Annotated in this window: 23 protein-coding genes; 6 read left to right on the plus strand and 17 right to left on the minus strand. The window is 69.0% G+C overall.

The window, feature by feature from the left end; translation table 11 throughout:
• From AC2EBS_RS17625 to mnmG, 4 genes are all read right to left on the minus strand, one after another.
• A complete protein-coding gene (locus AC2EBS_RS17625; RefSeq protein WP_484729762.1) occupies positions 1 to 789 on the minus strand; it encodes a GNAT family N-acetyltransferase in 789 nt (262 codons plus the stop codon).
• Between the two features lie 31 nt (positions 790 to 820).
• Positions 821 to 1,591, minus strand: a complete 771-nt coding sequence (locus AC2EBS_RS17630; RefSeq protein WP_484729763.1) for a ParA family protein — start codon at positions 1,589 to 1,591, stop codon at positions 821 to 823.
• Positions 1,592 to 1,822: 231 nt separating this feature from the next.
• Positions 1,823 to 2,479 (minus strand): 16S rRNA (guanine(527)-N(7))-methyltransferase RsmG, encoded by a 657-nt coding sequence (gene rsmG / locus AC2EBS_RS17635; protein WP_484729803.1) that lies wholly within the window; start codon positions 2,477 to 2,479, stop codon positions 1,823 to 1,825.
• A 14-nt stretch (positions 2,480 to 2,493) separates the two neighbouring features.
• On the minus strand, positions 2,494 to 4,482 hold the full coding sequence (gene mnmG / locus AC2EBS_RS17640; protein WP_484729764.1) for a tRNA uridine-5-carboxymethylaminomethyl(34) synthesis enzyme MnmG: 1,989 nt from the start codon (positions 4,480 to 4,482) through the stop codon (positions 2,494 to 2,496).
• A 150-nt stretch (positions 4,483 to 4,632) separates the two neighbouring features.
• Here mnmG and AC2EBS_RS17645 point away from each other — a divergent pair, with 150 nt between their 5' ends.
• Complete coding sequence (locus AC2EBS_RS17645) at positions 4,633 to 4,899, plus strand: YkgJ family cysteine cluster protein (RefSeq protein WP_484729804.1); 267 nt, start codon at positions 4,633 to 4,635, stop codon at positions 4,897 to 4,899.
• 26 nt (positions 4,900 to 4,925) lie between these two features.
• Here AC2EBS_RS17645 and AC2EBS_RS17650 read toward each other — a convergent pair whose 3' ends face one another.
• From AC2EBS_RS17650 to AC2EBS_RS17670, 5 genes are all read right to left on the minus strand, one after another.
• Positions 4,926 to 5,165, minus strand: a complete 240-nt coding sequence (locus tag AC2EBS_RS17650) for a DUF2061 domain-containing protein (RefSeq protein ID WP_484729765.1) — start codon at positions 5,163 to 5,165, stop codon at positions 4,926 to 4,928.
• A 104-nt stretch (positions 5,166 to 5,269) separates the two neighbouring features.
• Positions 5,270 to 7,492 carry a peptidase domain-containing ABC transporter gene (locus AC2EBS_RS17655; protein ID WP_484729766.1) on the minus strand — a complete coding sequence of 741 codons (2,223 nt, stop codon included), beginning with the start codon at positions 7,490 to 7,492 and terminating at the stop codon, positions 5,270 to 5,272.
• A complete protein-coding gene (locus tag AC2EBS_RS17660) occupies positions 7,485 to 8,738 on the minus strand; it encodes an HlyD family secretion protein (RefSeq protein ID WP_484729767.1) in 1,254 nt (417 codons plus the stop codon). Before AC2EBS_RS17660 ends, AC2EBS_RS17655 begins: the two co-directional genes overlap by 8 nt.
• Positions 8,739 to 8,763: 25 nt before the next feature.
• On the minus strand, positions 8,764 to 8,916 hold the full coding sequence (locus AC2EBS_RS17665) for a hypothetical protein (RefSeq protein ID WP_484729768.1): 153 nt from the start codon (positions 8,914 to 8,916) through the stop codon (positions 8,764 to 8,766).
• 116 nt (positions 8,917 to 9,032) lie between these two features.
• Positions 9,033 to 9,755 carry a helix-turn-helix transcriptional regulator gene (locus AC2EBS_RS17670; RefSeq protein ID WP_484729769.1) on the minus strand — a complete coding sequence of 241 codons (723 nt, stop codon included), beginning with the start codon at positions 9,753 to 9,755 and terminating at the stop codon, positions 9,033 to 9,035.
• Positions 9,756 to 10,048: 293 nt separating this feature from the next.
• Between AC2EBS_RS17670 and AC2EBS_RS17675 the strand changes: the two genes are divergently transcribed.
• A complete protein-coding gene (locus AC2EBS_RS17675) occupies positions 10,049 to 10,339 on the plus strand; it encodes a hypothetical protein (RefSeq protein ID WP_484729770.1) in 291 nt (96 codons plus the stop codon).
• 266 nt (positions 10,340 to 10,605) lie between these two features.
• Here AC2EBS_RS17675 and AC2EBS_RS17680 read toward each other — a convergent pair whose 3' ends face one another.
• The 8 genes from AC2EBS_RS17680 to AC2EBS_RS17715 all read right to left on the minus strand — a co-directional run bounded on the left by AC2EBS_RS17680 (position 10,606) and on the right by AC2EBS_RS17715 (position 18,344).
• Positions 10,606 to 11,790 carry an ABC transporter permease gene (locus AC2EBS_RS17680; protein WP_484729771.1) on the minus strand — a complete coding sequence of 395 codons (1,185 nt, stop codon included), beginning with the start codon at positions 11,788 to 11,790 and terminating at the stop codon, positions 10,606 to 10,608.
• Positions 11,787 to 12,611, minus strand: a complete 825-nt coding sequence (locus AC2EBS_RS17685) for an ABC transporter ATP-binding protein (RefSeq protein WP_484729772.1) — start codon at positions 12,609 to 12,611, stop codon at positions 11,787 to 11,789. The genes AC2EBS_RS17680 and AC2EBS_RS17685 overlap by 4 nt, the downstream gene beginning before the upstream one ends.
• Positions 12,608 to 14,158, minus strand: coding sequence for an alpha/beta fold hydrolase (locus AC2EBS_RS17690; RefSeq protein WP_484729773.1), 1,551 nt, complete (start codon positions 14,156 to 14,158; stop codon positions 12,608 to 12,610). The genes AC2EBS_RS17685 and AC2EBS_RS17690 overlap by 4 nt, the downstream gene beginning before the upstream one ends.
• 133 nt (positions 14,159 to 14,291) lie before the next feature.
• A complete protein-coding gene (locus AC2EBS_RS17695) occupies positions 14,292 to 14,630 on the minus strand; it encodes a hypothetical protein (RefSeq protein ID WP_484729774.1) in 339 nt (112 codons plus the stop codon).
• On the minus strand, positions 14,627 to 15,280 hold the full coding sequence (locus AC2EBS_RS17700) for an RNA polymerase sigma factor (protein ID WP_484729775.1): 654 nt from the start codon (positions 15,278 to 15,280) through the stop codon (positions 14,627 to 14,629). Before AC2EBS_RS17700 ends, AC2EBS_RS17695 begins: the two co-directional genes overlap by 4 nt.
• 5 nt (positions 15,281 to 15,285) lie before the next feature.
• Positions 15,286 to 15,768, minus strand: a complete 483-nt coding sequence (locus tag AC2EBS_RS17705) for a DUF3106 domain-containing protein (protein ID WP_484729776.1) — start codon at positions 15,766 to 15,768, stop codon at positions 15,286 to 15,288.
• A gap of 36 nt (positions 15,769 to 15,804) precedes the next feature.
• The gene (locus AC2EBS_RS17710) at positions 15,805 to 16,998 is read right to left on the minus strand and encodes a DUF1501 domain-containing protein (RefSeq protein ID WP_484729777.1); all 1,194 of its coding nucleotides are present in this window, start codon (positions 16,996 to 16,998) and stop codon (positions 15,805 to 15,807) included.
• A gap of 5 nt (positions 16,999 to 17,003) precedes the next feature.
• Positions 17,004 to 18,344: a DUF1800 domain-containing protein gene (locus tag AC2EBS_RS17715; RefSeq protein WP_484729778.1), complete on the minus strand. Its 1,341-nt coding sequence runs from the start codon at positions 18,342 to 18,344 to the stop codon at positions 17,004 to 17,006.
• 236 nt (positions 18,345 to 18,580) lie between these two features.
• Here AC2EBS_RS17715 and AC2EBS_RS17720 point away from each other — a divergent pair, with 236 nt between their 5' ends.
• The 4 genes from AC2EBS_RS17720 to AC2EBS_RS17735 all read left to right on the plus strand — a co-directional run bounded on the left by AC2EBS_RS17720 (position 18,581) and on the right by AC2EBS_RS17735 (position 23,379).
• Positions 18,581 to 18,943 carry a hypothetical protein gene (locus tag AC2EBS_RS17720; RefSeq protein WP_484729779.1) on the plus strand — a complete coding sequence of 121 codons (363 nt, stop codon included), beginning with the start codon at positions 18,581 to 18,583 and terminating at the stop codon, positions 18,941 to 18,943.
• Between the two features lie 121 nt (positions 18,944 to 19,064).
• Entirely contained in the window at positions 19,065 to 19,916 is an 852-nt protein-coding gene (locus tag AC2EBS_RS17725) for a Crp/Fnr family transcriptional regulator (protein WP_484729780.1), read from the plus strand.
• 177 nt (positions 19,917 to 20,093) lie between these two features.
• Positions 20,094 to 21,647: a methyl-accepting chemotaxis protein gene (locus AC2EBS_RS17730; protein ID WP_484729781.1), complete on the plus strand. Its 1,554-nt coding sequence runs from the start codon at positions 20,094 to 20,096 to the stop codon at positions 21,645 to 21,647.
• Positions 21,640 to 23,379 carry a putative bifunctional diguanylate cyclase/phosphodiesterase gene (locus tag AC2EBS_RS17735; protein WP_484729782.1) on the plus strand — a complete coding sequence of 580 codons (1,740 nt, stop codon included), beginning with the start codon at positions 21,640 to 21,642 and terminating at the stop codon, positions 23,377 to 23,379. Before AC2EBS_RS17730 ends, AC2EBS_RS17735 begins: the two co-directional genes overlap by 8 nt.
• The last annotated feature ends 35 nt before the right edge of the window (positions 23,380 to 23,414 follow it).

Below are 23,414 nucleotides of genomic sequence, written 5' to 3' on the forward strand. Positions count from 1 at the left end.
TCAGGCCCAGGCGCGCGGGTCGTCGCTGCGGTAGTGGTAGCGGTAGGCAAAAGCAAAGCCCAGGCGCTTGTAGAGGCGCTGAGCGACGGCGTTATCGGTGCCGACCTGCAGATAGGCCTGCTGCACGCCCTGGGCAGCGGCGGCACGCAGCAGTTCGGTGCAGAGCCGGGCGGCATGGCCGTGGCCGCGCTGCTCGGGCGGCGTGAAGATGTCGAAGAGGCCGGCGATGTCGCCTTCCTGGGCGAACTGCCCGCAGGCCAGCAGCGTCGGTCCACGCATCAGCACGAAGCCCTGGTAGGGTACCGGCGAGGCGCCAAGGCGCTCGATGTGGGCATCGATCTCGCGTCGGGTCGAGCCCCGCAGCCGGCCGACGGTCTCGGCATAGTCGGCAGCGGGCCGTGCCTCGAAGCGCAAGTCCGCCGGCAATGCAGCAGCTGCGGGCAGATCCTCCAGCGACGCACGGACCATCACATCGGCGGCGTCGAAGGCCGTCCAGCCCATTGCGGCCAGCTGGTCGTCGAGGTCGGCCGGCTGGCTGAAGGGTGTGATGCGCAGGATCAGCGGCAGGTCGGCGGCGTCGAAGGCGCGGCGGCACTGGGCCAGCAGGTCCGGCAGCGGCAGCGTGCCGGTGGCCAGCGCATTGATGCAGCGCGAGCGCTTGGCCTTGCCGGGGGAGAGGCGGATCAGCCAGCCATCGATCTGCGCCTGCTGGGGCGGTGCGCTGGCGTTGAGGCCGGCCTCCTCGGCGCGGCGCGCGAGCGCTTCGTCTGCATCGGGCGCCTGGGCCATGTCAGGGGGAGGGGAGACGGCGAGCAGCCGGCTACATCGCCTTCACGCGCTTGACCATCTCGCGCGCGAACTCGACAAAGGCCTGCGCGCCCTTGGACGCCGGGTCGAACACGACGCCAGGCAGGCCGTAGCTCGGTGCTTCGGCCAGGCGGACATTGCGCGGGATGACGGTATCGAACACCTTCTCGCCGAAGTGCGCCTTGAGCTGGTCGCTGACCTGCTGTTGCAGCGTGATGCGCGGATCGAACATCACCCGCAGCAGGCCGATGATCTGCAGGTCCGGGTTCAGGTTGGCATGCACCTGCTTGATCGTGTTGACCAGGTCCGACAGGCCCTCCAGCGCGAAGTACTCGCACTGCATCGGGACGACCACGCCGTGAGCCGAGCACAGGCCGTTGAGCGTCAGCATCGACAGCGAAGGCGGGCAGTCGATCAGCACGAAGTCGTAGTCGGCTTCGGCTTCCTTGATGGCTGTCTTCAGGCGCTTTTCCCTGCGCTCCAGCTCGACCAGTTCGACCTCGGCGCCGGCCAGTTCGCGGTTGGCACCGAGCACGTCGTAGCCGCCTTTCTCGCTGCGCTGGCGCGCCTCGGCGATGGAGGCCGATTCAAGCAGCACGTCGTAGACGCTCAGCGGCAGCTGGCGCTTGTCGATGCCCGAACCCATGGTCGCGTTGCCCTGCGGGTCGAGGTCGATCACCAGCACACGCTGGCCGACCAGGGCCAGGCCGGCGGCGAGGTTGACCGTGGTGGTGGTCTTGCCGACCCCGCCCTTTTGATTGGCAACGCAGAAGATCTTGGCCATATGGATAGGTCCACCCCCTACGCGCTTCGCGCGCCAAGGCACAGAGGCCTTGGCCATCGCTAGGCACAAGCAGTTCTTAGGACTACTTGTGTCCGAGCAAAGCCCCCTCGAGGGGGCGAGTCCGCAGGCCTGGCAAAGCCGGATCCTCGGACTCCGCGCGGTGTTTTCTTCGCTGCGAGGGTTTGAGTGTTAGGCGGGCAATCGTACCCGGGAAGATAGAAGATCAGCGCCTCAATGGCGCGGTTTGATCCAGACGAGACAGCGTTGGGCGTCCAGGCCGGGCACTTGCAGCTGTTCCACGTGAAACACGTCGAGATCCGGGGGCAGGGCGGCGAGTTCATCGGCGGGATGCTGGCCCTTCATTGCCAACCAGATGCCGGCTGCCTTCAGGTGCTGGCGGGTTAGGGAGGTGAAATCCAGCAGCGACGCGAAGGCGCGCGAAGTGATGAGGTCGAAGGGCGGCGTGGCCAGTTCCTCGACCCGGCTGTGTTCACCATGCAGGTTCTTCAGGCCGAGTTCGGCGGCCACCTGCTTGATGAAGCTGGCCTTCTTGGCCACCGCGTCCACGCAGGTGACGTCGATCTGCGGCGCGCAGATCGCCACCACCACGCCCGGCAGTCCGCCGCCGCTGCCTACATCCATCAGCCGCAGCGGTGCGTTGCCGGCGTGCCGAAGCAGTGCCGGCAGCAGACTGAGGCTGTCCACCAGGTGCTGGGTGAGCATGGCTCGCGGCTCGCGCACCGCGGTGAGGTTGTAGACCTTGTTCCACTTCTGGATCAGACCCAGGTAGGCGAGCAACTTCTCCAGCTGTGCGTCGCTGAGGGCCAGGCCGAGTTGTCCGGCGGCGGCGGCGAGTTCGGTGCGGAGGCTGCCGGCGTGGTCAGGCATGCGGGTGGTGCTGCTCATGCCGCGGCGTCGCTCGCGGCTTCATTGTTGATCGGGGCGGACGGGGGGTCGCCCTCGAAGCCCTTGAAGCGCCCCTTCTTCAGATGCACCAGCAGCAAAGAGATTGCCGCCGGCGTCACGCCGGAGAGGCGTGAGGCCTGGCCCAAGGTCTCGGGGCGGTGCTTGGCCAGCTTCTGCCGCACCTCGAAGGACAGCGCGCTGACCTGGCTGTAGTCCAGTTCGGCGGGCAGCTTCAGATGCTCGAAGTGGGCGGCGCGCGCCACGTCCTCGACCTGCTTGTTGATGTAGCCGGCGTATTTGACGCTGGTCTCGAGCTGCTCGATCACCGCATCGGCGAGGGTCTGGCCCAGTTCGGCCGCCAGCGTTTCACGTGAAACAGCAGTGTCCGGCCGGGCGATCCGGGTGATTTCGGCGACGGTGTCGAAGCCGACGCCCGGCCGCCGCAGCAAATCCTGCAGGTTGTACTCGCGTTCCAGAGCCTTGCCGACCAGGCGCTCGGCATCGGCCGCGGGCAGGATGCCGGGATGCACCCAGGTCGACTTGAGCTTCTCTGTTTCACGTGAAACTGCATCGCGCTTGCGGTTGAAGGCATCCCAGCGGGCGTCATCGACCAGACCGAGCTGTCGACCGACTTCAGTCAGGCGCATGTCGGCGTTGTCTTCGCGCAGCTGCAGGCGGAATTCGGCGCGGCTGGTGAACATGCGGTAGGGCTCGGTGACGCCCTTGGTGATCAGGTCGTCGACCAGAACGCCCAGATAGGCTTGGTCGCGGCCTGGCAGCCAGGGGCCTTGATCCTTCACCTGTAGCGCCGCATTCATGCCGGCGAACAGGCCTTGTGCTGCGGCCTCCTCATAGCCGGTTGTGCCGTTGATCTGGCCGGCGAAGAACAGGCCGGCGATGGCCTTGGTCTCGAAGCTGCTCTTCAGCTCGCGCGGGTCGAAGTAGTCATACTCGATCGCGTAACCGGGCCGCAGGATATGGGCATTCTCCAGCCCGGGCATCGAGCGCACCGCGGCGAGCTGGATGTCGAAGGGCAGGGAGGTGGAGATGCCGTTCGGGTAGAACTCGTGCGTCGTCAGGCCTTCGGGCTCGAGGAAGATCTGGTGGCTGTCCTTGTCGGCAAAGCGGTTGACCTTGTCCTCGATCGACGGGCAGTAGCGCGGCCCCACGCCTTCGATCACGCCGGTGAACATCGGGCTGCGGTCGAAGCCGGAACGGATGATCTCGTGCGTGCGCTCGTTGGTGTGCGTGATCCAGCAGGGCAGCTGCTGCGGGTGCTGCGAGGCGTCGCCCATGAAGCTGAATACCGGCACCGGATCCAGGTCGCCGGGTTGCTCGATGCAGCGGCTGAAGTCGATCGTGCGGCCATCGATGCGCGGCGGTGTGCCGGTCTTGAGCCGGCCTTGTGGCAGCTTCAGCTCCTTGAGCCGGGCCGACAGGCTGATCGCCGGCGGATCGCCGGCGCGGCCGGCGCTGAAGTTCTGCAGGCCGATGTGCACGCGGCCATCGAGGAAGGTGCCGGCGGTCAGCACGACGGCACGGGCGCGGAACTGGATGCCGCTTTGCGTGACCGCGCCGACGACCCGGTCGCCCTCCACCATCAGGTCGTCGACCGCCTGCTGGAACAGCATCAGGTTCGGCTGATTTTCCAGCCGGCGGCGGATCGCCGCCTTGTAGAGGATGCGGTCCGCTTGGGCGCGAGTGGCGCGCACGGCCGGGCCCTTGGAGCTGTTGAGGATGCGGAACTGGATGCCACCCTCGTCGGTGGCTGCCGCCATCGCGCCACCCAATGCATCGACCTCCTTGACCAGATGGCCCTTGCCGATGCCGCCGATCGAGGGGTTGCAGCTCATCTGCCCCAGGGTCTCGATGTTGTGGGTCAGCAGCAGCGTCTGCACACCCATGCGTGCCGCGGCCAGGGCGGCCTCGGTGCCGGCATGGCCACCACCGACCACGATGACGTCGAACTCTTTCGGATAAAGCATGGCGGGAGCCGGCCGGGCGCGCAGATCATCGCGGCGCTGGGCGGACAAGCATTGGGGGAGGGGCCGATTTTAGCGGGGGGCTGTGGACAAGTCACGGCGCTCGCGCCAGGGCTGGCCGACAATCGGGGCATCATGAGCAAGACGTCGACGATGGCCTGCCGCCCGCACTGCGCCGCTTGCTGCATCGCGCCTTCGATCAGCTCGCCCATTCCCGGCATGCCCGTCGTCAATGGCGTCAGCAAGCCGGCCGGCGTGCGTTGCATCCAGCTGGACGAACAGGATCGCTGCAAGATCTTCGGCCGGCCCGAGCGGCCAGCCGTCTGCAGCTCGCTGCAGCCCAGCGAGTTGATGTGCGGTGAGAGCCGTGAGCAGGCGATGCGCTGGCTGGGCTGGATGGAAGAGCAGACGGCGCCCTGAAGCGGTGACGGCGATGCGCGGCCCGTTCAGCTCCCGGCAGGGGCAGGTTCGGCCGCCCCGCCATTCAGGCGATCCGCTGGCGGCTCGCTCTTGAACATGCCGGCGATGCGGTGCCAGTGCTTGTCATGGAAGTAGTGCATCACCGTGTTCACGGCCGGCTCGACGAAGGTGATCGCGCCGGCGATGGCGACATCGCCGGTCAGCACATAGCTCACGCCGAACGCGGTGACGAGGTGCATCACTCCGAAGCTGGCGGTCTTGGCCATGAGGGCTCCTTGCTATCGGTACAGATTCTCGATAGCCAAATACTAATCTTCTACGAGGCTCGCGGCCATTTGAATCTGGCCATTGCCGCCATAGCCGGCGGGGCTCAGCCTGCCTGGCTGGGCGAGGTGCCGACGCTGCGCAGGTCCTGCGCCACCCGGCCCTGCTGCAGCGTGATGACCCGCTGAGCGGCAGCGATGGTCTCAGGCCGGTGAGCGATCACTATCCTGGTGAGCGGCAGCTGGCGTAGCGAGGCATTCACCTGGCGCTCGCGGTCCACGTCCAGCGCACTGGTCGCTTCGTCCAGGAAGAGGAACTGCGGCCGCTTGTACAGCGCACGCGCCAGCAGCACCCGCTGGCGCTGGCCACCTGACAGGCTGGAGCCCATATCGCCGATCAGGGTCTGGTAGCCCATGGGCATGGCGACGATGTCCTCGTGCACGCAGGCCAGCTTGGCGCACTCTTCGATCCACGCGACGTCGGCCTCGGCATCGAAGAAGCTGATGTTGTCGGCGATGCTGCCGGCAAAGAGCTGGTCGTCCTGCATGACCGTGCCGACGCAGGCTCGCCAGGTCTGCAGGCCCAGCTGTGCCAAAGGCTGGCCGCCAATGCGGATCTCGCCCGACTGCGGCTGGTGGATCCCAAGCAAGAGCTTGAGCAAGGTGGTCTTGCCGCTGCCCGAGGGGCCGACGATGGCGACCGACTCGCCAGGCTCGATGCTGATGCTGCAGCCGGCCAGTACCGGCGCCTCGCCCTCGGCATAGCGGAAATGCACGTCGGCCAGCGTCAACGTGGGCCGCAGCGGCAGGGCCTGGACGCCGGTCTGCCCCGGGTCTTCCGGCGCGGTCAGCACGATGTCGGCCAGACGCTCGCCCTGCACGCGCAGCATCTTCAGCTGCACGCCCTTGTCGATCAGCGCGCTCAGGCGCAGGCTGAACTGCTCCTTGTAGGCAAGGAAGGCGAACAGCATGCCCACCGAGAGCTCGCGGTCCAGCACCAGCAGCGCGCCCAGCCAGACGATGGCCACGCGCTCCAGCCCGAACAGAAGCTTGTTGCCCACGCCCATCCACAGCTCGAGCTTGCGGCCGACCAGGCTGGCGTTCATCTGCTCGACCACCAGATTGGCAAAGCGCGAGCCGCGGTCCGCCTGAGCGCTGAACAGCTTGATCGCCTGCGCGCCGCGCAGCGATTCGAGGAAATGGCTGTTCTGCCGCGCCTCGTGGATCAAGGTCTCCTCGGTGGCTTCGCGCAGCGGCCGGAACATCGCCCAGCGCAAGAGCGCGTAGCCGCCCACCGCCAGTGCCGCCACCGCGGTGAGTCGCGGGCTGTAGACCAGCATCATCGCCAGCGTGATCAGCACCATCACGCCGTCCAGCATCGCCTCGATGAAGGGGCCGGTCAGCGTCTTCTGGATTTCCTGCACGCTGGCAAAGCGCGACCAGATGTCGCCCATGTGGCGCTTCTCGAACCAGGCCAGCGGCAGGCGCATCAGGTGCGCGAATACATTGCCCAGCCACTGCAGGTTCAGCGAAGCTGACAGATACAGCACCGCCCACGAGCGCAGCGCGCCGATGCCGGCCGAGATCAGCACCAGCAAGCCGAAGCCTATGCCCAGCGTCACCAGCAGGTCGCGGTCGGCGCTGACGATCACGCCGTCGACCACCCACTGAAGCAGGAAGGGTGCGAGCAGGGCGAGCAGCTCCAGCGCCAGCGCCAGCGCGAGGATCTGCGCCATCGAACGCTTCAGCCCGGTGATCTGGCCCAGCAACTGGCGCCAGCTCACCCGTGGCGCGGCGGCCTTGGCCGTGAAATCGGCGCCCGGGCGCAGCTCCAGCGCCACGCCGGTGAAATGCTTGGACAGCTCGGCCAGCGACATGCGGCGCTCGCCACGGGCCGGGTCGTGCAGCGTCACCTCGTCGCCGCGCACGCGCGTGAGCACGACGAAGTGGTTGAAATCCCAGTGCAGGATGCAGGGCAGCTCCAGCCGCGCCAGATGCTGAGGTTCGGCGCGCAGCGCGCGGCTGACCAGGCCCAGCTGTTCGGCCATGCGCACGATGCCGGACATGCGCACGCCCTTGAGCGAGACGGCGAAGCGCTCCCTCAGCTCGGCCAGCGTCCAGTGCTGGCCATGATGGCCCGCAAGCATGGCCAGGCAGGCCAGCCCGCATTCGGCAGCTTCGCTCTGCAGCACCAGCGGTGCCTTGCGCCGACGGCCCAGACCCAGGTCCAGGCGCGCCAGCAGCGACGCCGACGCTGACGGTGAAGAGGAGGCAGCAGGTGCGCCAGCAGGAGAAGCGTGCCGGGGCGAGGAGGGCGGCTGTTCAGACACGGTGGGCCAGGCTCAGCAATGGCTCGAAGATCCATTCGATCAGCTTGCGGCGCTCCAGCAGCACATCGGCGTCGAGCTGCATGCCGGCGGTCAGCGCATGCTGCTCCCCGTAGGCCGCGACGCTCTGCCTGTCCAGCGTGACGGTGATGCGGTAGAGCGGCTCGCTGGCCGGGCCCTGCGTCAGCGTGCCCGGCAGGGCCAGTGTAGCCAGCTCGGTCGCGGTCAGCGGCGTGCGCGCGATGCGCAGCACGCGGCCCTGCTGCTGCCCGAACCTCTGGTACGGGAAAGCCTGGTAACGCAGCTGCACCGCCTGCTCGGCGCGCAGAAAGCCCACCGCGCTGGACGGCGCATACAGATGGGCCTGCATCTGCGTATCGGCGGGCAGCACATTGGCCAGAGCCATGCCGGCCGTCACCGGCTGGCCCGGCTCTGCCAGCACCGTGCTGACGATGCCGTCGCTGGGCGAGCGCAACACCAGGCGGCGCCGCGCCTCGGCCTCGAGGCCCTGGGCTTGCAGCCCCGCCAGATCCCTGGCGATCTCGCCCAGTTGCACCTCGCCGCGCAGGGGCAGCTCACGCCGCTGGGCTTGCAGTGCCAGCACCTCCCTGTGCAGCCCCTCGCGCTGACGCGCGAGCGACTGATGCTGTGCCTGCAAGCCTAGAAGCTCCTCCCGTTTGAGCTGCACCTGCGCGTTCGAGACGAACTGGTCTCGACCCAGGGCCTCGAGCCTTGACAGCGACTGTTGCGCCAGCGCCGTGCGCTCGGCATGCAGCCGCGCTTCGGCATCCAGCTGCTCCAGCTCGCGCTGCAGCGCGGCGATGCGCGAGTCCAGCGCCTGCGCCTGGCTGCGCACCAGCTGCTGCTGCTGGCCGGCCGCGTCGCTCAGCGAGCGCTGCCGCTCGGCCAGGCTGCGCGCGATACCGTCGCCCAGCTGATCGTTGCCGGCGTCCAGCGCCAGCACGAACAGCACGTCGCCAGCCTTGACGCGCTGACCTTCGCTGACCTGTCGCGCCACCACCGTCGCGGCCTGCGGCGGTGTGATGCGCAGCACGCCGCGATCCGGCACCAGATAGCCGCTCACCCGCGCTTTGCGCGTGTATTCGGCCGTGCACAGAAACACTCCGACCGCCGCCACCGCCGCCACCGCCGCGATCGTCAGGACGTGCAGCGACAGCGGGCGGTGGAGTTGGATGGTGCCGAGGCGTGCTTGGTCAAATCGGTAACGCGCCTCGGATCGGAATAGCATCTATTGGTAGGCGCGCGGCAGGTTGTCACCAGCCCTTTGTGGGCATTTCTGTCGAACCGAGATCGCCGCCCGCAACGTGCTCCAGTTGTTCAAGTGGAAGCACCTGCAGCTCATCCGCATCAAAGACTTCGTGCGAGTCGTGGTTGGTGACAGCGAACTTCTGGTTGGTGGTTTCCATTGCTTGCTCCTGTTTGATGCAACGTACGAGTTACGTTGATCAAATTGGAGCAGTCGGACCCCTGCCCAAGTAACTGTCAACTCTTACAGGGAGTAACGGCAAGCCGCCAGCGCGGTTCAGCGAATTAGGCCCAGGCGCAATGCTTTAAGCACTGCTTGGTGCTTGCTAGTGCAATCCAGCTTGTGCATGGCGTTATTGATGTGGAGTACCGCGGTCCGCTCGGTGATGCCTAGGATGGTGCCAACCTCCCACGCAGTCTTTCCATCCATTGTCCAGCGCAGGCACTCAAGTTCGCGCGGGGTGAGGTTCGTCTTCGGTTGCGATTGGGAGTCAAAGTGGTGCGGCAAGAGAAGTCGCCACGCTGCCTCTTGGGCATGCACGGCGAACAACTGAAGGTCAGCGACCACACGGGTCAAGACTGAACGGTCACTTGGCAGAGACTCCTTGCGGTCGACGCCAATGACGAAGTGCCTACCCTCTGGCATATGAAGCGCAACAGCGATACCGGTGCATAGACCAAAGCTGGCCTGCTCCTCCCACTGGTTCGCCAATCCCCGACTCTGGTAGGTGGATTGGTCCCACACGATGGGAACGCTGCTGCGCTTGCAGTGTTGTGCTACAGGATCGACATGCCAGATGCTGGTGTCTTCGAATTTGTCGACGAAGCTTTGCGGAATGTTGTCGACACCTTCGAAATGCGAGCGCCCCGGTGTTTCGTCCTGTACTGCTGTGGCTGAGACCGTGTCAAAGCCCAGCTCTTGAGCGAACTTGACCACCTCCCCGCGAAACTCCTCGCGGCTGCGGGCTTCGAGCACGGATTGGTAGCCACCTTGCAGCATCGTCGTCGACCGTATCCGGTTATGTGCTTGTCTGACAGCTTGGTATCGACTAACCCGTCACCTGTGCGCCATGAAATCGGCGCTGGTGTGGATTTCTCCTCGGCCTGCGAGTATCCCTGACAAGGTTTACAGCTAGCGACACGCCGTGTCTGTGCCGAAACTCCTGTCAAGCGACCGCTACAGGTCCAATTCCCTCAACTTCATCTCAAAAGATGACTCCTGCCTGGATTGTCTACGCATGGCCGCGAGTTTTGTGCAAGGCGGATGGTATTCCGCGACTGCATTTTGCGCACATGAGCACGAAGGTGCTGGTCGCCGGCGATCATGAACGGCCCGCCTCAGGGCAAACCCTTTGGTGTGGCGAATTCGAGTCGGGTGCCGCTGGCGTGGCCTGGGACTGGGTGTCCCTGCCCTATGGCGTGGTGGCGATCGCCGACCCGATGGCAATGATCACCAATCTGCAGTTGGTCGATACCGAAGGCGGCGTGCTCGCGCCGCTGGAACTGGTGCGCCGTCTCAACGAGATCGTGCACGCCCTGCCCTGGCAGGGCGAGGTGCAGCGCGCGCTGGCACAGCGGCACTGAGGCTGGACCGAGCCGAGCCGGGACCGGGCCGGTCCCGTCCTTCGCCAGGCAGAGACAGTCCTCAGGACTGTCTCTGTCCGGGCTCAGTCCCAGCGGACTCGGTGACGCCTGCCGAAGGACGCGTCGCCTGCCAGCGGCGAGGCTGAGGCTGGACCGAGCCGAGCCGGGACCGGGACGGTCCCGGCCTTTGCCAGGCAGGGACAGTCCTCAGGACTGCCTCCGTCCGGGCTCAGTCCCTGCGGACTCGGTGCCGCCGTCTTCGCCACTCAGCGCGCCACGGCCTGCTTCATCGAGCGCGCCACCAGGGCCAGTGATGCCAGCGTCAGCAGCAGGCTGACCGCCAGCGAAGGGGCCACCTTGCTCCACAGCAGCGGATCGCCCTTGATGACCATGTTCATCAGCGTGGTCTGGGCGAGGCCGGGCACCCAGAGGTACCAGCCCTGCTCGCCGCCGGGGTTGAGCAGCGCGATCAGCGGTGTCAGGCCGAACAGGCTGACCAGCAGGCCGGCGCTGGCCTGGGCTTCCTTGAAGCTCTTGGTGCGGATAGCCAGGGCCATCAGCATCGCGGCGCAGCTGGCGCTCAGCGGCAGCAGCAGCAGCCAGCTGCGCCAGGCCTCGCCGATGCCGAACTGGAACAGGGCCTGCAGCTGGTCGTTGCGGATCAGCAGCTGCGAGGGCACGAAGCTGAAGATCGCCACCAGCGCCACCGCCACACCCAGCAGTGCCACCGCCGCCCATTTGCCGGCCACCAGCGCAAAGCCGGGCACCGGGTTCATCAGCAGCGGCTCCAGCGAGCCGCGCTCGCGCTCGCCCGCCGTGCTGTCCAGCGCGGCGGTCAGCGCGCCCATCAGCACGGCCATGATGATCAGCATCGGGATCATCGCGGTCAGCTGCGCGCCGCGGGCCTGCTGGCCGGCGAGGTTGACCTCGTCGATCTCCACCGGGTTCAGCAGATCCGGCGCGATGCCACGCAGCATCAGGTTCAGCGAGGCGCGCTCCTGGCCGAAGCCGCTGAGCACGCGGCTCGCCTGCCGGGCGCTGATCTCGGCGCGCTGGTTGCTGCTGTCGCTGACGATCTGCAGCACCGGCCGCTCGCCGCTCTGCAGCTGCACCTCGAACGCTGCCGGCACGCGCACCACCGCCTCGAGCAGCAGGGTCTTGCGCAGACGCTGCTCGTAGTCGGCCGGAGGCGCCTTGATCGTGTAGCCCTGGCGCTGCAGGTAGTTCTGCAGGCTGGGTGCGGCAGCAATGCCCTCGACGAGGATCTCGCGTCGCTCGGCCCGCTCCTCCAGCGAGCCGATGAAGGCCGAGAGGCCGAAGATCATCAGCGGGCCCAGGAATAGCATGGGCAGCAGCGTGCGCAGCAGCGTGCGGCGATCGCGCAGCGCGTCTATCAGTTCCTTGCGGAACACCAGGCCCAGGTAATGGGCGAATGACTTGGTCTGGCTCATGCCCGGGCCTCCATGGCGCTGCGTTGTTGCTGATGTGGCGGCGGCTCGACGAACGCGAGCTGCACGAAGGCGTCCTCGAAGCGCTGCTGGCCGGTCTGCGCGAGCAACTCGTCCACGCTGCCCTCGGCCACCACGCGGCCGTGCGCGACAACCAGCACGTGGTCGCAGAGCTGCTCCACCTCCTGCATGATGTGGCTGGAGAAGAGGATGCATTTGCCGCCGCCGGCCGGGCTCTTCAGATGGCGCAGCACCTCGCGCAGGCTGCGCGTGGCCAGCACGTCCAGGCCGTTGGTCGGCTCGTCCAGGATCACATGGCTGGGGTCATGCACCAGCGCGCGCGCCAGCGAGGTCTTCATGCGCTCGCCCTGGCTGAAGCCTTCGGCGCGGCGGTCCAGGATGCCACGCATGTCCAGCAGCTCGGCCAGCGTTTCGGCGCGTGCCTGCGCCTGCGCCTCGCTCATGCCCTGCAGGCGTCCGAAGTAGACGACGTTCTCGCGTGCCGTCAGTCGCGGGTACAGGCCGTGCGCATCGGCCAGGATTCCCATGCGCGCCAGGGCCTCGCGCGGCCGGGACAGCACGTCGATGCCGTCCACCCGGATGCTGCCTTCGTCCGGCGCGAACATGCCAGCCAGCATGCGCAGCGTGGTCGTCTTGCCCGCGCCATTGGGGCCCAGCAGGCCGGTGATCTGCCCGTCCGGTGCGCGCAGGCTCAGCGCCTGCACCGCCTGCACCTGCTTGGCTGGCTGGCGTCGCCACAGCGACATGCGCTCTGCCTGGCCCTTGCTGGTGAAGCGCTTGGAAAGCTTGTCGATCTCGATCATCGTGCCACCTCCGAAGCGGCGGTCTGGGCGGGCCTTGGCGTGCCCGGCGGGTAGAAGGGCAGCGCGCGCGGCAGCTGCTGCAGACAGTCGGCCTTGATGTCCAGGGCCTCGGCGTCGCTCTGCGCGTTGAAGAAGCGCAGCAGCGGCATGCGCAGGCAGGCGGTGCGCATCACCCCATGGCCGGCACTGGGTGCGACCAGATGCAGGGCCTTGGCCCCCAGCGCAGCGGCGACGCGCTCGCCGTGGCGCGGCGGCGTGACCGGGTCGGCGCCGCCGCTGAGCAGCAGCACCGGGGTCTGCGCAGCGGGGATGCGATAGAACTCGGGCGGCACCTGGCCGCGCGGCCAGCTCGCGCAGATGCGCCGATACAGGCCCGCCTCGCCCGACTCGGCGCTGTCGTCGCCCATGCGCGGCAGATCCTCGGCGCAGACCACGGAGAAGTTCATGCCCTCGAACATGCGGTCGCGGCCCGCCAGACCCAGGCCAGAAGCCAGACCGGCCAGGCCATCGAAGCGTCCTCGCGTGGCCGCGTCTATGGCCGCAGGGACAGCGGCGGTCAGTGCCGGCACGTACAGGGGCATGCGCACCGCGCGCAGCAGCGCGTCGCGCTCCAGCCGTACCCGCTCGCCGATGCCGCTCAGCGGATGGGGCAGCACCACCTCGCGCGGCAGACTGCCCAGCAGCGCCTCCCAGCGCTCGCGCAGCCGCGGATAGGTCTGCCGGCACAGCGCGTCCTGCTCGCAGTCCTTGAAAACCTGCTCCAGTGCAGCCTGTGAGTCCACCGCCATCGATGCCGGCAGCGCCTGGTCCGGTGGCGCCAGACCGTCAAGCAGGGTGCGCCGCACCGCCTGCGGAAACTGGCGCTGGTACTCGAGCGCGGCCCGCGTGCCGTACGAGGCGCCGATCAGATTCCAGCGCTCGATGCCGAGCTGCTGGCGCACCGCATCGAAGTCCTGCATCGCCACCGTGGTCGTGTAGAAGCGCAGATCGCCATGCGGCAGCTGCTGCAGCTCCGCCAGGCAGCGTTGCAGAAAGCGCTGCATGCCGTCGCTGCTGAGCACCTCGGCCATCGGCAGAGCGCGCGAATCCGGGCATTGCAGCGGCGCAGACTGGCCGGTGCCGCGCTGGTCGATGAAGATCAGGTCCCGCCGGTTGTTCAGGCTGGATAGGGCCGTGATCATCTTCGGCGCGATGCGTACCGCGCTCTGCCCGGGGCCGCCGGCAAAGAACAGCACCGGGTCCGGCAGCTTGCTGCGCGACTTGGCCGGCACCAGCAGGTAGTGCACGCTGATCTTGCGGCCCTGCGGCTCGGCCGGGTTCAGCGGCCGCTCGACCTGGCCGCAGCGCAGCTCGTTGGGCCAGCCCTCGATGCGGCAAGGCCGGGTCGGCTCCGCCGGCGCGGTGGGCGCGGCCGCGCGCACCGGGTCGGCAAGGGCTATCGTCGTGGTCAGCAGCAGGGCCGCCGCGATGGCGGGCGCTGCGGGCCTGCTCCGTCGCGGCCACCGGCCGGCACGGGCATGCAAGGTGGAGACTGGCTTCATGGGCATCCATCCGTCCTTTCAGAAGACGGGCGGATTCTCTATGCAGCCGAGTGCGCGTCCAGCCGCGGTGTCATGAATGGCAGCTGCAGCGGATGGACGGCAGCAAGCCTGCGGCGTCCGGCGGTGTGCCCGCCGCCGATCAGAACTCGCCCAGCGCCATCTGCGACAGCACGTCCGGCTGCAGCAGCTCGTTGAGCGTCGGGTCCGGCCGCAGCCACCAGGCGGTCGCGGCCAGGCCTAGCGCGAGCAGCAGCAGGCCGCGCGCGAGGCGTTGGCGGCGCGTCAGGCCCAGCAGCAGCGCCGGGCCATGGCTCAGCAGCGTCGGCTGATCGACGGACTGGCGTGCATGGCGCTGCTGCCACTGCGCCAGCACGCGCTGCTGCAGCTCGTCGGTGCCGCCAGCGGCAGGCTGCGCGCGGCGCAGCGCCTGCAGCAGCTCGGCGTCGTCGATAGGGGTCGGCTCGGTGTTGCGGTTCATGGTTTCTCTCCCACGGCCAGGCGCAGCTTCATGGCCTGCTTGGCCCGGTGCAGCAGCTGGTGTGCGGCATTGCTGTCGATCTCCAGTGCGGCGGCGATCTCGGGGACCGAGGCGTCGGCATAGGCCCACATCGCCAGCGCCATGCGCTGGCGCGCCGGCAGGGTTTGCAGGGCGTCGCGCAGGCGCTCGGCAGGCGGGCCGTCTCCGGTCTCGCCGCGCGGGTCGGGCTGCTGCGCATCGGCCAGCTCGGTCAGCGCTTCGGGCTCGACGGTCAGCTCGCGGCGCTGCGTCAGCAGCGTCTTGCAGCGGTTGATGACGATGGTGTTGAAGTAGGTCGCCAGCGTGGCGCCATGGCTGTCGCTGGGGCGGCTGCTCCACAGGCGCAGGAAGGACTCCTGCACCACGTCCTCGGCATCGGCGCGCTGGCGCAGCAGCTGCAGGGCCAGGCCCAGGGCCTGGGGCGTGAGCTGCCGGACCAGCGCGGTGGCGGCCTCGGCGTCGCCGGCGCAGGAGCGCTGCCACAGGCGCCAGTCGTCGCCGGGCGGTGCGAGCCGACCCAGCCAGCGCTTCAGCCGGCCGCGCGCCGTGGCCTTGGCGGTCACCGGCAGGGTGGCATCGAGCGCGGCGGTCTCGGTGGCGGGATCGAACATCGCGTTCAGTCCTGCGGCAGCTTCTCGCGCAGCGCGCGGCGTTCCTCGGGACTGAGCTTGTCGAGCATGGCGCGACGCTCTAGCACCAGCTCGCGGCGCTGCTCGGGTGTCATGGCCTTGACCTGCGCCCGGCGCTCCTCGATGCGGCGCTGCCGCTGCTCGGGCGTCATCGCCTCCCAGCGCTCGCGGGTCTGCGCAGCCAGCGCCTTGCGTTCCTCGGGGCTCAGCGTCTCCAGGCGCTGGCGCAGCTGCTGGCGGAAGGCCTGCCGCTGCTCCGGCGTGGCCTGCTGCATCTGCCGGCGCAGCTCGGCCCGGCGCTGCTCCTGCTGCTCAGGCGTCAGCGCGGCCCAGGCCTTGGGGTCGGGCACCTCGATGGGGTTGGCCGATGCGCCGAATGCCATCAGGCCGGCCAGACCCAGCAGCAGCGCGGCACGCAGGGGGCGATGGGCAAGCGGGTGATGGGCGACAGGGCGTTTGCACATGGTCATGTCAGCACTTCGTTGATTCATGATGCCAGCCTGGGCTCAGGCGCGCCAAAGCGCGAGCCGCTCGGCCGCGGGCGCACCGGGCAGCACGCCGGCCTGCAGCTGCGCGTTCGACAGGCTGAACTGGCGCTGCAGCACCGCGCCGATCACGCTGCGGATGTCCAGCGTCGGGCGCAGATCGCGGCCGTCCAGCAGCTGCGCTGGCGCCAGCCCCGGCCAGTCGGCCAGCACGCGGCCGCCGGCCACTGCACCGCCGGCCAACAGGGCCACGCCGCCGCTGCCATGGTCGGTGCCGCCGCTGCCGTTGAGCACCGCAGTGCGGCCGAACTCCGTCATCACCAGCACCGTGCTGCGCGCCCAATGCGCGCCCAGCGATTCGCGCAGCGCGGCCAGACCTTCGTCCAGGCCGGCCAGCTGGCGCTGCAGGCGGTTGGCCTGTTGCGAATGCGTGTCCCAGCCGCCGGTTTCCAGCCAGGCCACGCGCGGGCCGCGTTCGGCGGACAGGAAGCTGCCGGCCTGCCGCGCCAGTGCGGCGAAGCCGTTGGCATTGCCGGCGCCGGCCATCTCGGGCATGCCCGCCTCGCGCGCCATGCCCTGCTGCGCCAGGGCCTTGGCCCACACCTCGGCCAGCTGCCTGTCATTGCCATAGAGCCGGGCGATGCGCGCCAGCGTGTCCTCGTCGCCGACACCGCGCCGGTTGGGTGTCCAGGTACTGGCCTTGTCCGAGCCGCGCAGCGCCACCGGCATCGCCGGGCTCAGCACCACCGCCGGCTGGCCGACGGCTTCCAGCGCCCGGCCCAGCCAGCCGGTCGACAGCGCGAACGGCCGCTCGCCGCCGCTCTCCAGCAGCTGCTGGGCGTCGAAGTGCGAACGCTCGCGATAGGGGCTGGCAATGGCGTGCAGCACCAGCAGCTGGCGCTCGCCCCACCAGCGGTGCAGCGACTCCAGCGCCGGGTGCATCGCGAACATCGTGCCGTCCAGCGGCCGCGCGGCGGCGCCACCGGCCGGCGGCGCTTCCTGGCCGCGCAGTGCGGCCCAGGCCGGGTCGCCCGGCGCCGGCACGGCGGCCAGACCATCGAGCGCGCCGCGCAGCATCACCACCACCAGGCGCGGTGCCTCGGCCTGGCTGCTGCTGGCGGCCAGCGCCAGACGGGCGGGCAGGGCGGCGGCGCCCAGGCCGGCCGCCAGCCATTGCAGGGCCGCGCGTCGCGGCAGCTTGTCGAACGGGTGCATCGTGCTCACCTCCGCTGGAATTCGGGACTGGCCAGCCACAGGGCCAGCGCTTGAGCGCCGCTCTCGGCGCGCTCGATCTGTTGCTGGGTCGATTCGCTCAGGTCCTCGCCCAGGGCCAGCCGGGCCAGCAGGCGCGCATCGGCCTTGTCCGCATGGCTGGCGGCGAAGCGCTCGGCCCACTGCACGCGCTTGAACAGCGCGTCCGGCGACAGCCAGTCCTCGCTGCGATCGGGCCAGCCCTGCGGCGACGGCGCGCGGCCCAGGCTTTGCCCCATCGCCTGCACCGCCTGGGCGCCGGCCTGCAGCTGGGCTTCGCCGAAGGGCAGCTTCAGCATGCGGTGCGCCGACAGCAGCAGCTCTTCCGGACGCTTGAACTTGGGTGCATGGTCGGGACTCCAGGCCAGCGGATGCTCAAACAGCGCGCGCGCCGTGGCGCGCAGATCGCCATCGCTGGCGCGAAAGCGCGTCGCCACCGCGTCCACCAGTGCCTGAGGTGGATCGTCGGTGACGAAGTGCCGTGCCAGCTTGGTGGCGATGTGGCGCGCGGTGGCGGGATGGCGGCTCAGATCCTCGAGCAGCTCGTCCAGCGCCTGCGGGCCTTCCGCATAGCGCTTGCCGAGGATGGTCTTCGGCCCTGGCTGATGCAGCGGGGCCTGGAAGCCGGCCTTGCCGTCGCCGCCGAAACGCACGGTCCAGCCGGTCAGCAGCCGCGCGGTCTCGGTGACGTCGGCCTGCGTGTAGCCGCCATTGACGCCGAGGGTGTGCAGCTCCAGCAGCTCGCGCGCCAGGTTCTCGTTGAGGCCCCGCTGGCGTCGCCGGCCGGCGCGCGAGTCGGGGCCGATGGACTGCGCGTTGTCCAGATAGAGCAGCATCGCCGGGTGCAGCGTCGAGGCCTTGAGCAGATCGACGAAGCGGCCCTGGGCATGCGGGCGGATCGCCTCGTTCTCATGCGGCCAGACTAGGCCCAGCACGCTGCCCTTGGTGGCCGCCACGCAGAAGTGGTTGGCCCAGAACTGCAGCCAGCGCTCCGCCACCGGCGCCTCGGTGCTGACGATGTGCTGCCAGCGGCGCTGCAGCCCCTGCTGGTTCAGCTGGCGCAGCGCTTGGCGTGCTTCGCGGCGCTGCTTCTCTTCGCTGTCCAGGGGGCGCAGCGCTGCATTCAGCACTTGGCGGGTGACGCGCACCGCTTCGGCGCTGTCGGCCAGGCCGCGGGCATCGAAGGCGTTGCTTGCGGGTCCGCTGAGCGGGAACTGCGCCAGCACCCAGCCCTGCGGATCGGGCTGCAGGGCGCGCAGGCTGGTCTCGGCGTAGCCAAAACGATGGGCGGCAAGGGCGGCGGCATGCATGGTGGGCAGAGGGCGCAAGCGCGGGGTGGTGTTGCGGCTTGAACCGGCGAGCCGCCGGCGTCTTACGCGGCGGCGGCAAATCCGACCGTGCCGCTCGGCGGCGCATAAGCCCGACCCCGCCGCCGGGTTCAAGGGCCAGACCGTCGCGCGGCGTCGCCCGGCGCGCCGGTCCCGCCCACTGTCCCATCGACTGAACGGCTGCACGCGACTGCGCCGCAGCCCTCCAAGGAGCCCGCATGAACAAGACCCTGATCAAGACCGTTGCGCTGACTTTCGTCGTTGCGGTGACCGGCTATGTGGTGATGACGGCCCAGGCCATGGCGCAGACCGACCCCGCCACCACGCCGCAGGAGCAGCGTGTCGACAATCGCCAGGCCCGCCAGGCCGAGCGCATCGCCTCTGGTGCCGCCAGCGGCGAGCTGACCCCGCGCGAGCAGCGCCGTCTGCAGCGCCAGCAAGCCATGACGGCGCGCATGGAGCAGCGTGCCGAGGCCGATGGCGTGGTGACGCGCAGGGAAGCTGCCCGCATGGAACACCAGCAGGACCACAACAGCCGCGCCATCCGGCGCCAGAAGCACGATCCGCAGCAGCGGCCCTGAAGGCCGGGTGATCTCCCTCTGCCGAGTCCGCCGGCAGCAATGAAAGGCCGGGGCCAAGGGCTTGTGCCGGCCCCGCACGCCTCGGGCCCTGACAGGCCCGGCGCATGATCTCGGCGTTGTGATGTGGATCACAGCTGGTGGTCGGGATCTGGCCCAGAATCGGCCGTTTTTTGGATCAGGGTTGGCGGAGGCAAAGAGCAGAGCCGAGCGCGATGACGCGACTTGGCCTGTTGGGGCTCGTGCAGAGGGACTGATGGAATCCGAGGGAAGGTCTGAGACGGCGCGCCGGCAGCCGGCGTCGCCGCCTTGCAGCCATTGTGTGCTGGCCGATCGGTGTCCGGTCGATGTGCTCAGCGGCTGCAGTGCATCGCGCGACAGCGAGCTTGCCGTCACGCGCAACTATCGCGTCAACACGCGTCTGCAGCGCGAGGGCGAAAGTGCGAGTAGCCTGAAGTTCGTCAAGTTTGGTCTGTTGGCCGTGCGCCAGACCGGCAGTGAAGGTGATGAGCGCGCGATTGCGGTCTTCGGTCCGGGCAATCTGCTCGGGCAGTCCGCGGCCATTGCCCAGCCTTCGATATTCACCGTTGAGGCGTTGACGCCGGTGTCGGTCTGCGAGTTCGCCGCAAAGGCGCCGCTTCAAGAACTGCGACAGTCGGCGACCTGCGCAGCCGTACTGAACCAACATACCCGGCAGGTGATCCGTACCCTGGCGGACTGGAGCGCGGTGGTCCGCATTGCGGGGCTGCGCCAGCGGCTGGCTCAGGCGCTGCGCCTGCTGGCGGAGATGCAGCCGCCTGGCCAGATCCAGCTGCCCAACCAGTCCATGCTCGCGGAGCTGCTGTGCGTGACGCGCGAAAGCATCAACCGCGAATGGAAGGCCTTCGAAGCGCGCGGCCTCGTGCGCCGACGCCACCGCCACACCGTGGATCTGGACATGCAGGCGCTCAGGCATCTGTCGGCGCAGCGCGACTGAGCGCGGGGACGCCTTCGTCGTGCCTGTGAGCTGGCTCACAGGCCTGTTTGATTTCCGTCAGATGCACTTGTTCCCTCGCGCCACCTGCCCCGAAGCTTGACGCCGATGGAGGCCGCAAACCTTTTCTGGCAGCGGCAGACCAGCGGGCAGATTCCGGATTCGAGGGAGATTGACACGATGAGTGGCGAACCGTCGGTAGTGACCCAGCGCGAGTTCAACTACCCCCCTGAAGCAACGCTGATGTCGACCACCGATGTGCACAGCCACATCGAATATGCCAACTCCGCCTTCGTCGAGGTCAGCGGCTACACGCCCGACGCCCTGATGGGGCAGGCGCACAAGCTGGTGCGCCATCCCGACATGCCCAAGCAGGCCTTCGCCGACATGTGGGCCACGCTGCGCCAGGGGCAGGCCTGGACCGGCCTGGTGAAGAACCGCCGCCTCGACGGCGACCACTACTGGGTGCGCGCCAATGTCTCGCCCATGGTGCGCCACGGCAAGGTGCGTGGCTACATCTCGGTGCGCACCCAGCCCACGCGCGAGGAGGTGCAGGAGGCCGAGGCGCTGTACCGGCGCTTCCGCGAAGGCCTGGCCCATGGTCTTTCCTTCCACCGCGGCCTGGTGCTGCGCCGCGGCCTGCAGGCCTGGCGCGACAAGCTCAAGACCCTGTCGGTGGCGGCGCGCATCCGCTTGGGTCTGTGGCCGCTGTGGCCGCTCACCGTGGCCCTGGGCGCTTTTGCCGGTCTGGCGCTGCCGGCGCTGTGGCCGCTGGCGCTGGGCAGCGCGGTGGCCATCGGCCTGCTGGACTTCTGGTTGCAGCGCCAGCTGGCCGCGCCGCTGGAGCTGGTGGCGCGCCAGGCGGCCGATGTGGCAGCCGGGCATTTCGACGCCAATGTGCGGCTGGACCGTGTCGATGCGATCGGCTGCATGCTGCGCTCCATCAACCAGGCGGGCCTGAACGTGCGCGCGCTGGTGGCCGACGTCAACCAGCAGATTGCCGGCCTGCAGTCCGCCGCCGGGCAGGTCGAGGTGGCCAATCAGGAGCTGGGCGAGCGCACCGGCCAGACCTCGCAGAGCCTGGCCGAGGCCGCCGCCGCGCTGACCGAGCTGACCGCCAGCGTGGGCCAGAACGCGCAGGCCGCCACCGAGGCCGCCAGCTCCGCCGCAGCGATGGACCGCGCGGTCGGCGATGCCAGCGGCCTGGTCGGCGAGGTGGCGCAGAACATGGAGCAGATCAGTCGCTCCAGCAGCCAGGTGGGCGAGATCATCGGCGTGATCGATGGCATCGCTTTCCAGACCAATCTGCTGGCGCTCAACGCGGCGGTGGAGGCGGCGCGTGCCGGCGAGCAGGGCCGCGGCTTCGCCGTCGTCGCCGCCGAGGTGCGGCGCCTGGCGCAGCGCAGCCAGGAGGCGGCGCGCGAGATCAAGGCGCTGATCGGTGACAGCGGCGCGCGTGTGCGCGCCGGCGTCGAGCTGGTGCAGGGCTCGCGCCAGGCCATGGAAGGTCTGGTCGGGCAGGTGCAGCAGGTCACGCGCCTGATCGGCGAGATCAGCGATGCCACCGCCGAGCAGGCGCGCGGCATCGAACAGGTGCATGAGCAGGTGGAATCGCTGGACCGGATGACGCAGCAGAACGCCGCCATGGCCGAGCAGTCGGTCGCCGCCGCGCAGAGCATGCGCGGCCAGGTGGACTGGCTGGGCAAGGCCGTGGGCGTATTCCGCAATGGTTGAGGTTCTTCCGGGGGCGCCGGATTCGTGGGAGCAATTGGTCCGCTGGGTGGACCTGGTGCCGGACGGTGTGCTGGTGGTGGACGAGCAGGGCCAGGTGGTCTGCGCCAACAGCGCCATCCAGAGCCTGAGCGGCCACGACGGCGCTGCGATCGTCGGCCAGCCGCTCGCCGCGCTGCTACCGCCCGATGTGCGCGTGCGCCACGAGCAGCACCTGGCCCGCTTCTTCGGCGCACCGCAGCTGCGACCCATGGGCCGTGTGCCCAACCTGGCGCTGCAGCACCGCGACGGCATGCCGGTACCGGTGGACATCTCGCTGGGCGTGTTCCGTCTCGGCGGCGAGCGCATGGCGCTGGCCGTGGTGCGCGACATCAGCGAGATCAAGGCCCTGCACGCGCGCAACGAGTACCTGGCGATGCACGACGAGCTCACCGGCCTGTACAGCCGCTCGATGTTCACCGAGCTGCTCGCGCAGGCGGTCACGCAGACGCTGCGCGGTGGCCAGCCGCTGGCGCTGCTGTTGATCGACCTGGACGACTTCAAGTCGGTCAACGATGGCCACGGCCATCAGGTCGGCGACCAGCTGCTGCGCGAGATGGCGCAGCGCATGCGCGCGGCGCTGCGCGCTGGCGACGTGCTGGCGCGCCTGGGCGGCGATGAATTCGCCGTGCTGCTGCGCGAGCAGGGCGACGCACTGGCCACGCGTGCCGTGGTGGAGAAGCTGCTCGCCGCGATCGGCCAGCCCTGGCGCCTGGGCCATCATGAGATCTCGCCGGGCGCGAGCATTGGCGTGGTCTTCGCGCCCAGCGACGGCGCCAACGGCGACCTGCTGCTGCGCCGCGCCGACATGGCCATGTACCGTGCCAAGGACGCCGGCCGCGGCACCTTTCTCTGCTACGACGAGGACATGGCGCAGCAGATCGAGGAGCGCGTGCGCCTGCAGGCGCGGCTCAAGCGCGCTCTGCAGCATCAGGCCGTCGCACTGAGCCTGCATTACCAGCCGCAGATCAGCGCGCGCAGCGGCCGCGTCGTCGGCGTGGAAGCGCTGCTGCGCTGGTACGACGCCGAACTGGGCGAGATCGCGCCGGCGCGCTTCATCGCGGTGGCCGAGGGCTGCGGTCTGATCCGCCCGCTGGGCGACTGGGTGCTGGACCGTGCCTGCGAGCAGATCGCCGCCTGGCTGGCCCAGGGGCTGGCACTGCGCGTGGCGGTCAACATCTCGGTGCACCAGCTGCGCCAGGCCGATTTCGCCGAGCGGCTGCAGCAATGCCTGGGGCGCTGGCAGGTGCCGCCCGAGCTGCTGGAGCTGGAGATCACCGAAAGCGCGGCGATGAGCAACGGCGAGCAGGCACGAGCGCTGCTGCAGCAGATCGCCGCGCTGGGCGTGAAGCTGGCGCTGGACGACTTCGGCATGGGCTACTCCTCGCTGGGCCAGCTGCGCCAGCTGCCGGTGAGCCGGCTCAAGGTGGACCGCAGCTTCGTGCAAGGGGTGACCCTGTCGGAAGAGGATGCGGTGCTGACGCGCGCAGTGATCGCCTTGGGCAAGACCCTGGGCAAGGCGGTTGTCGCCGAGGGCGTGGAGGAAGAGGCGCAATGCGCCTTCCTGCAACGCGAGGGCTGCGACGAGCTGCAAGGCTGGTTGTTTGCCCGTGCCGTGCCGGGCGAGGCGGTGCCGGCCTTGCTGCAGCGGCTGGAAGACCAAGCACACCAGGACTGGCTGGCCAGCATGTACTGACATGCTGCGCAGCGCAGCGGCGGCGGTGTCGGGCG

This window comes from Roseateles sp. T103 (assembly GCF_057219915.1).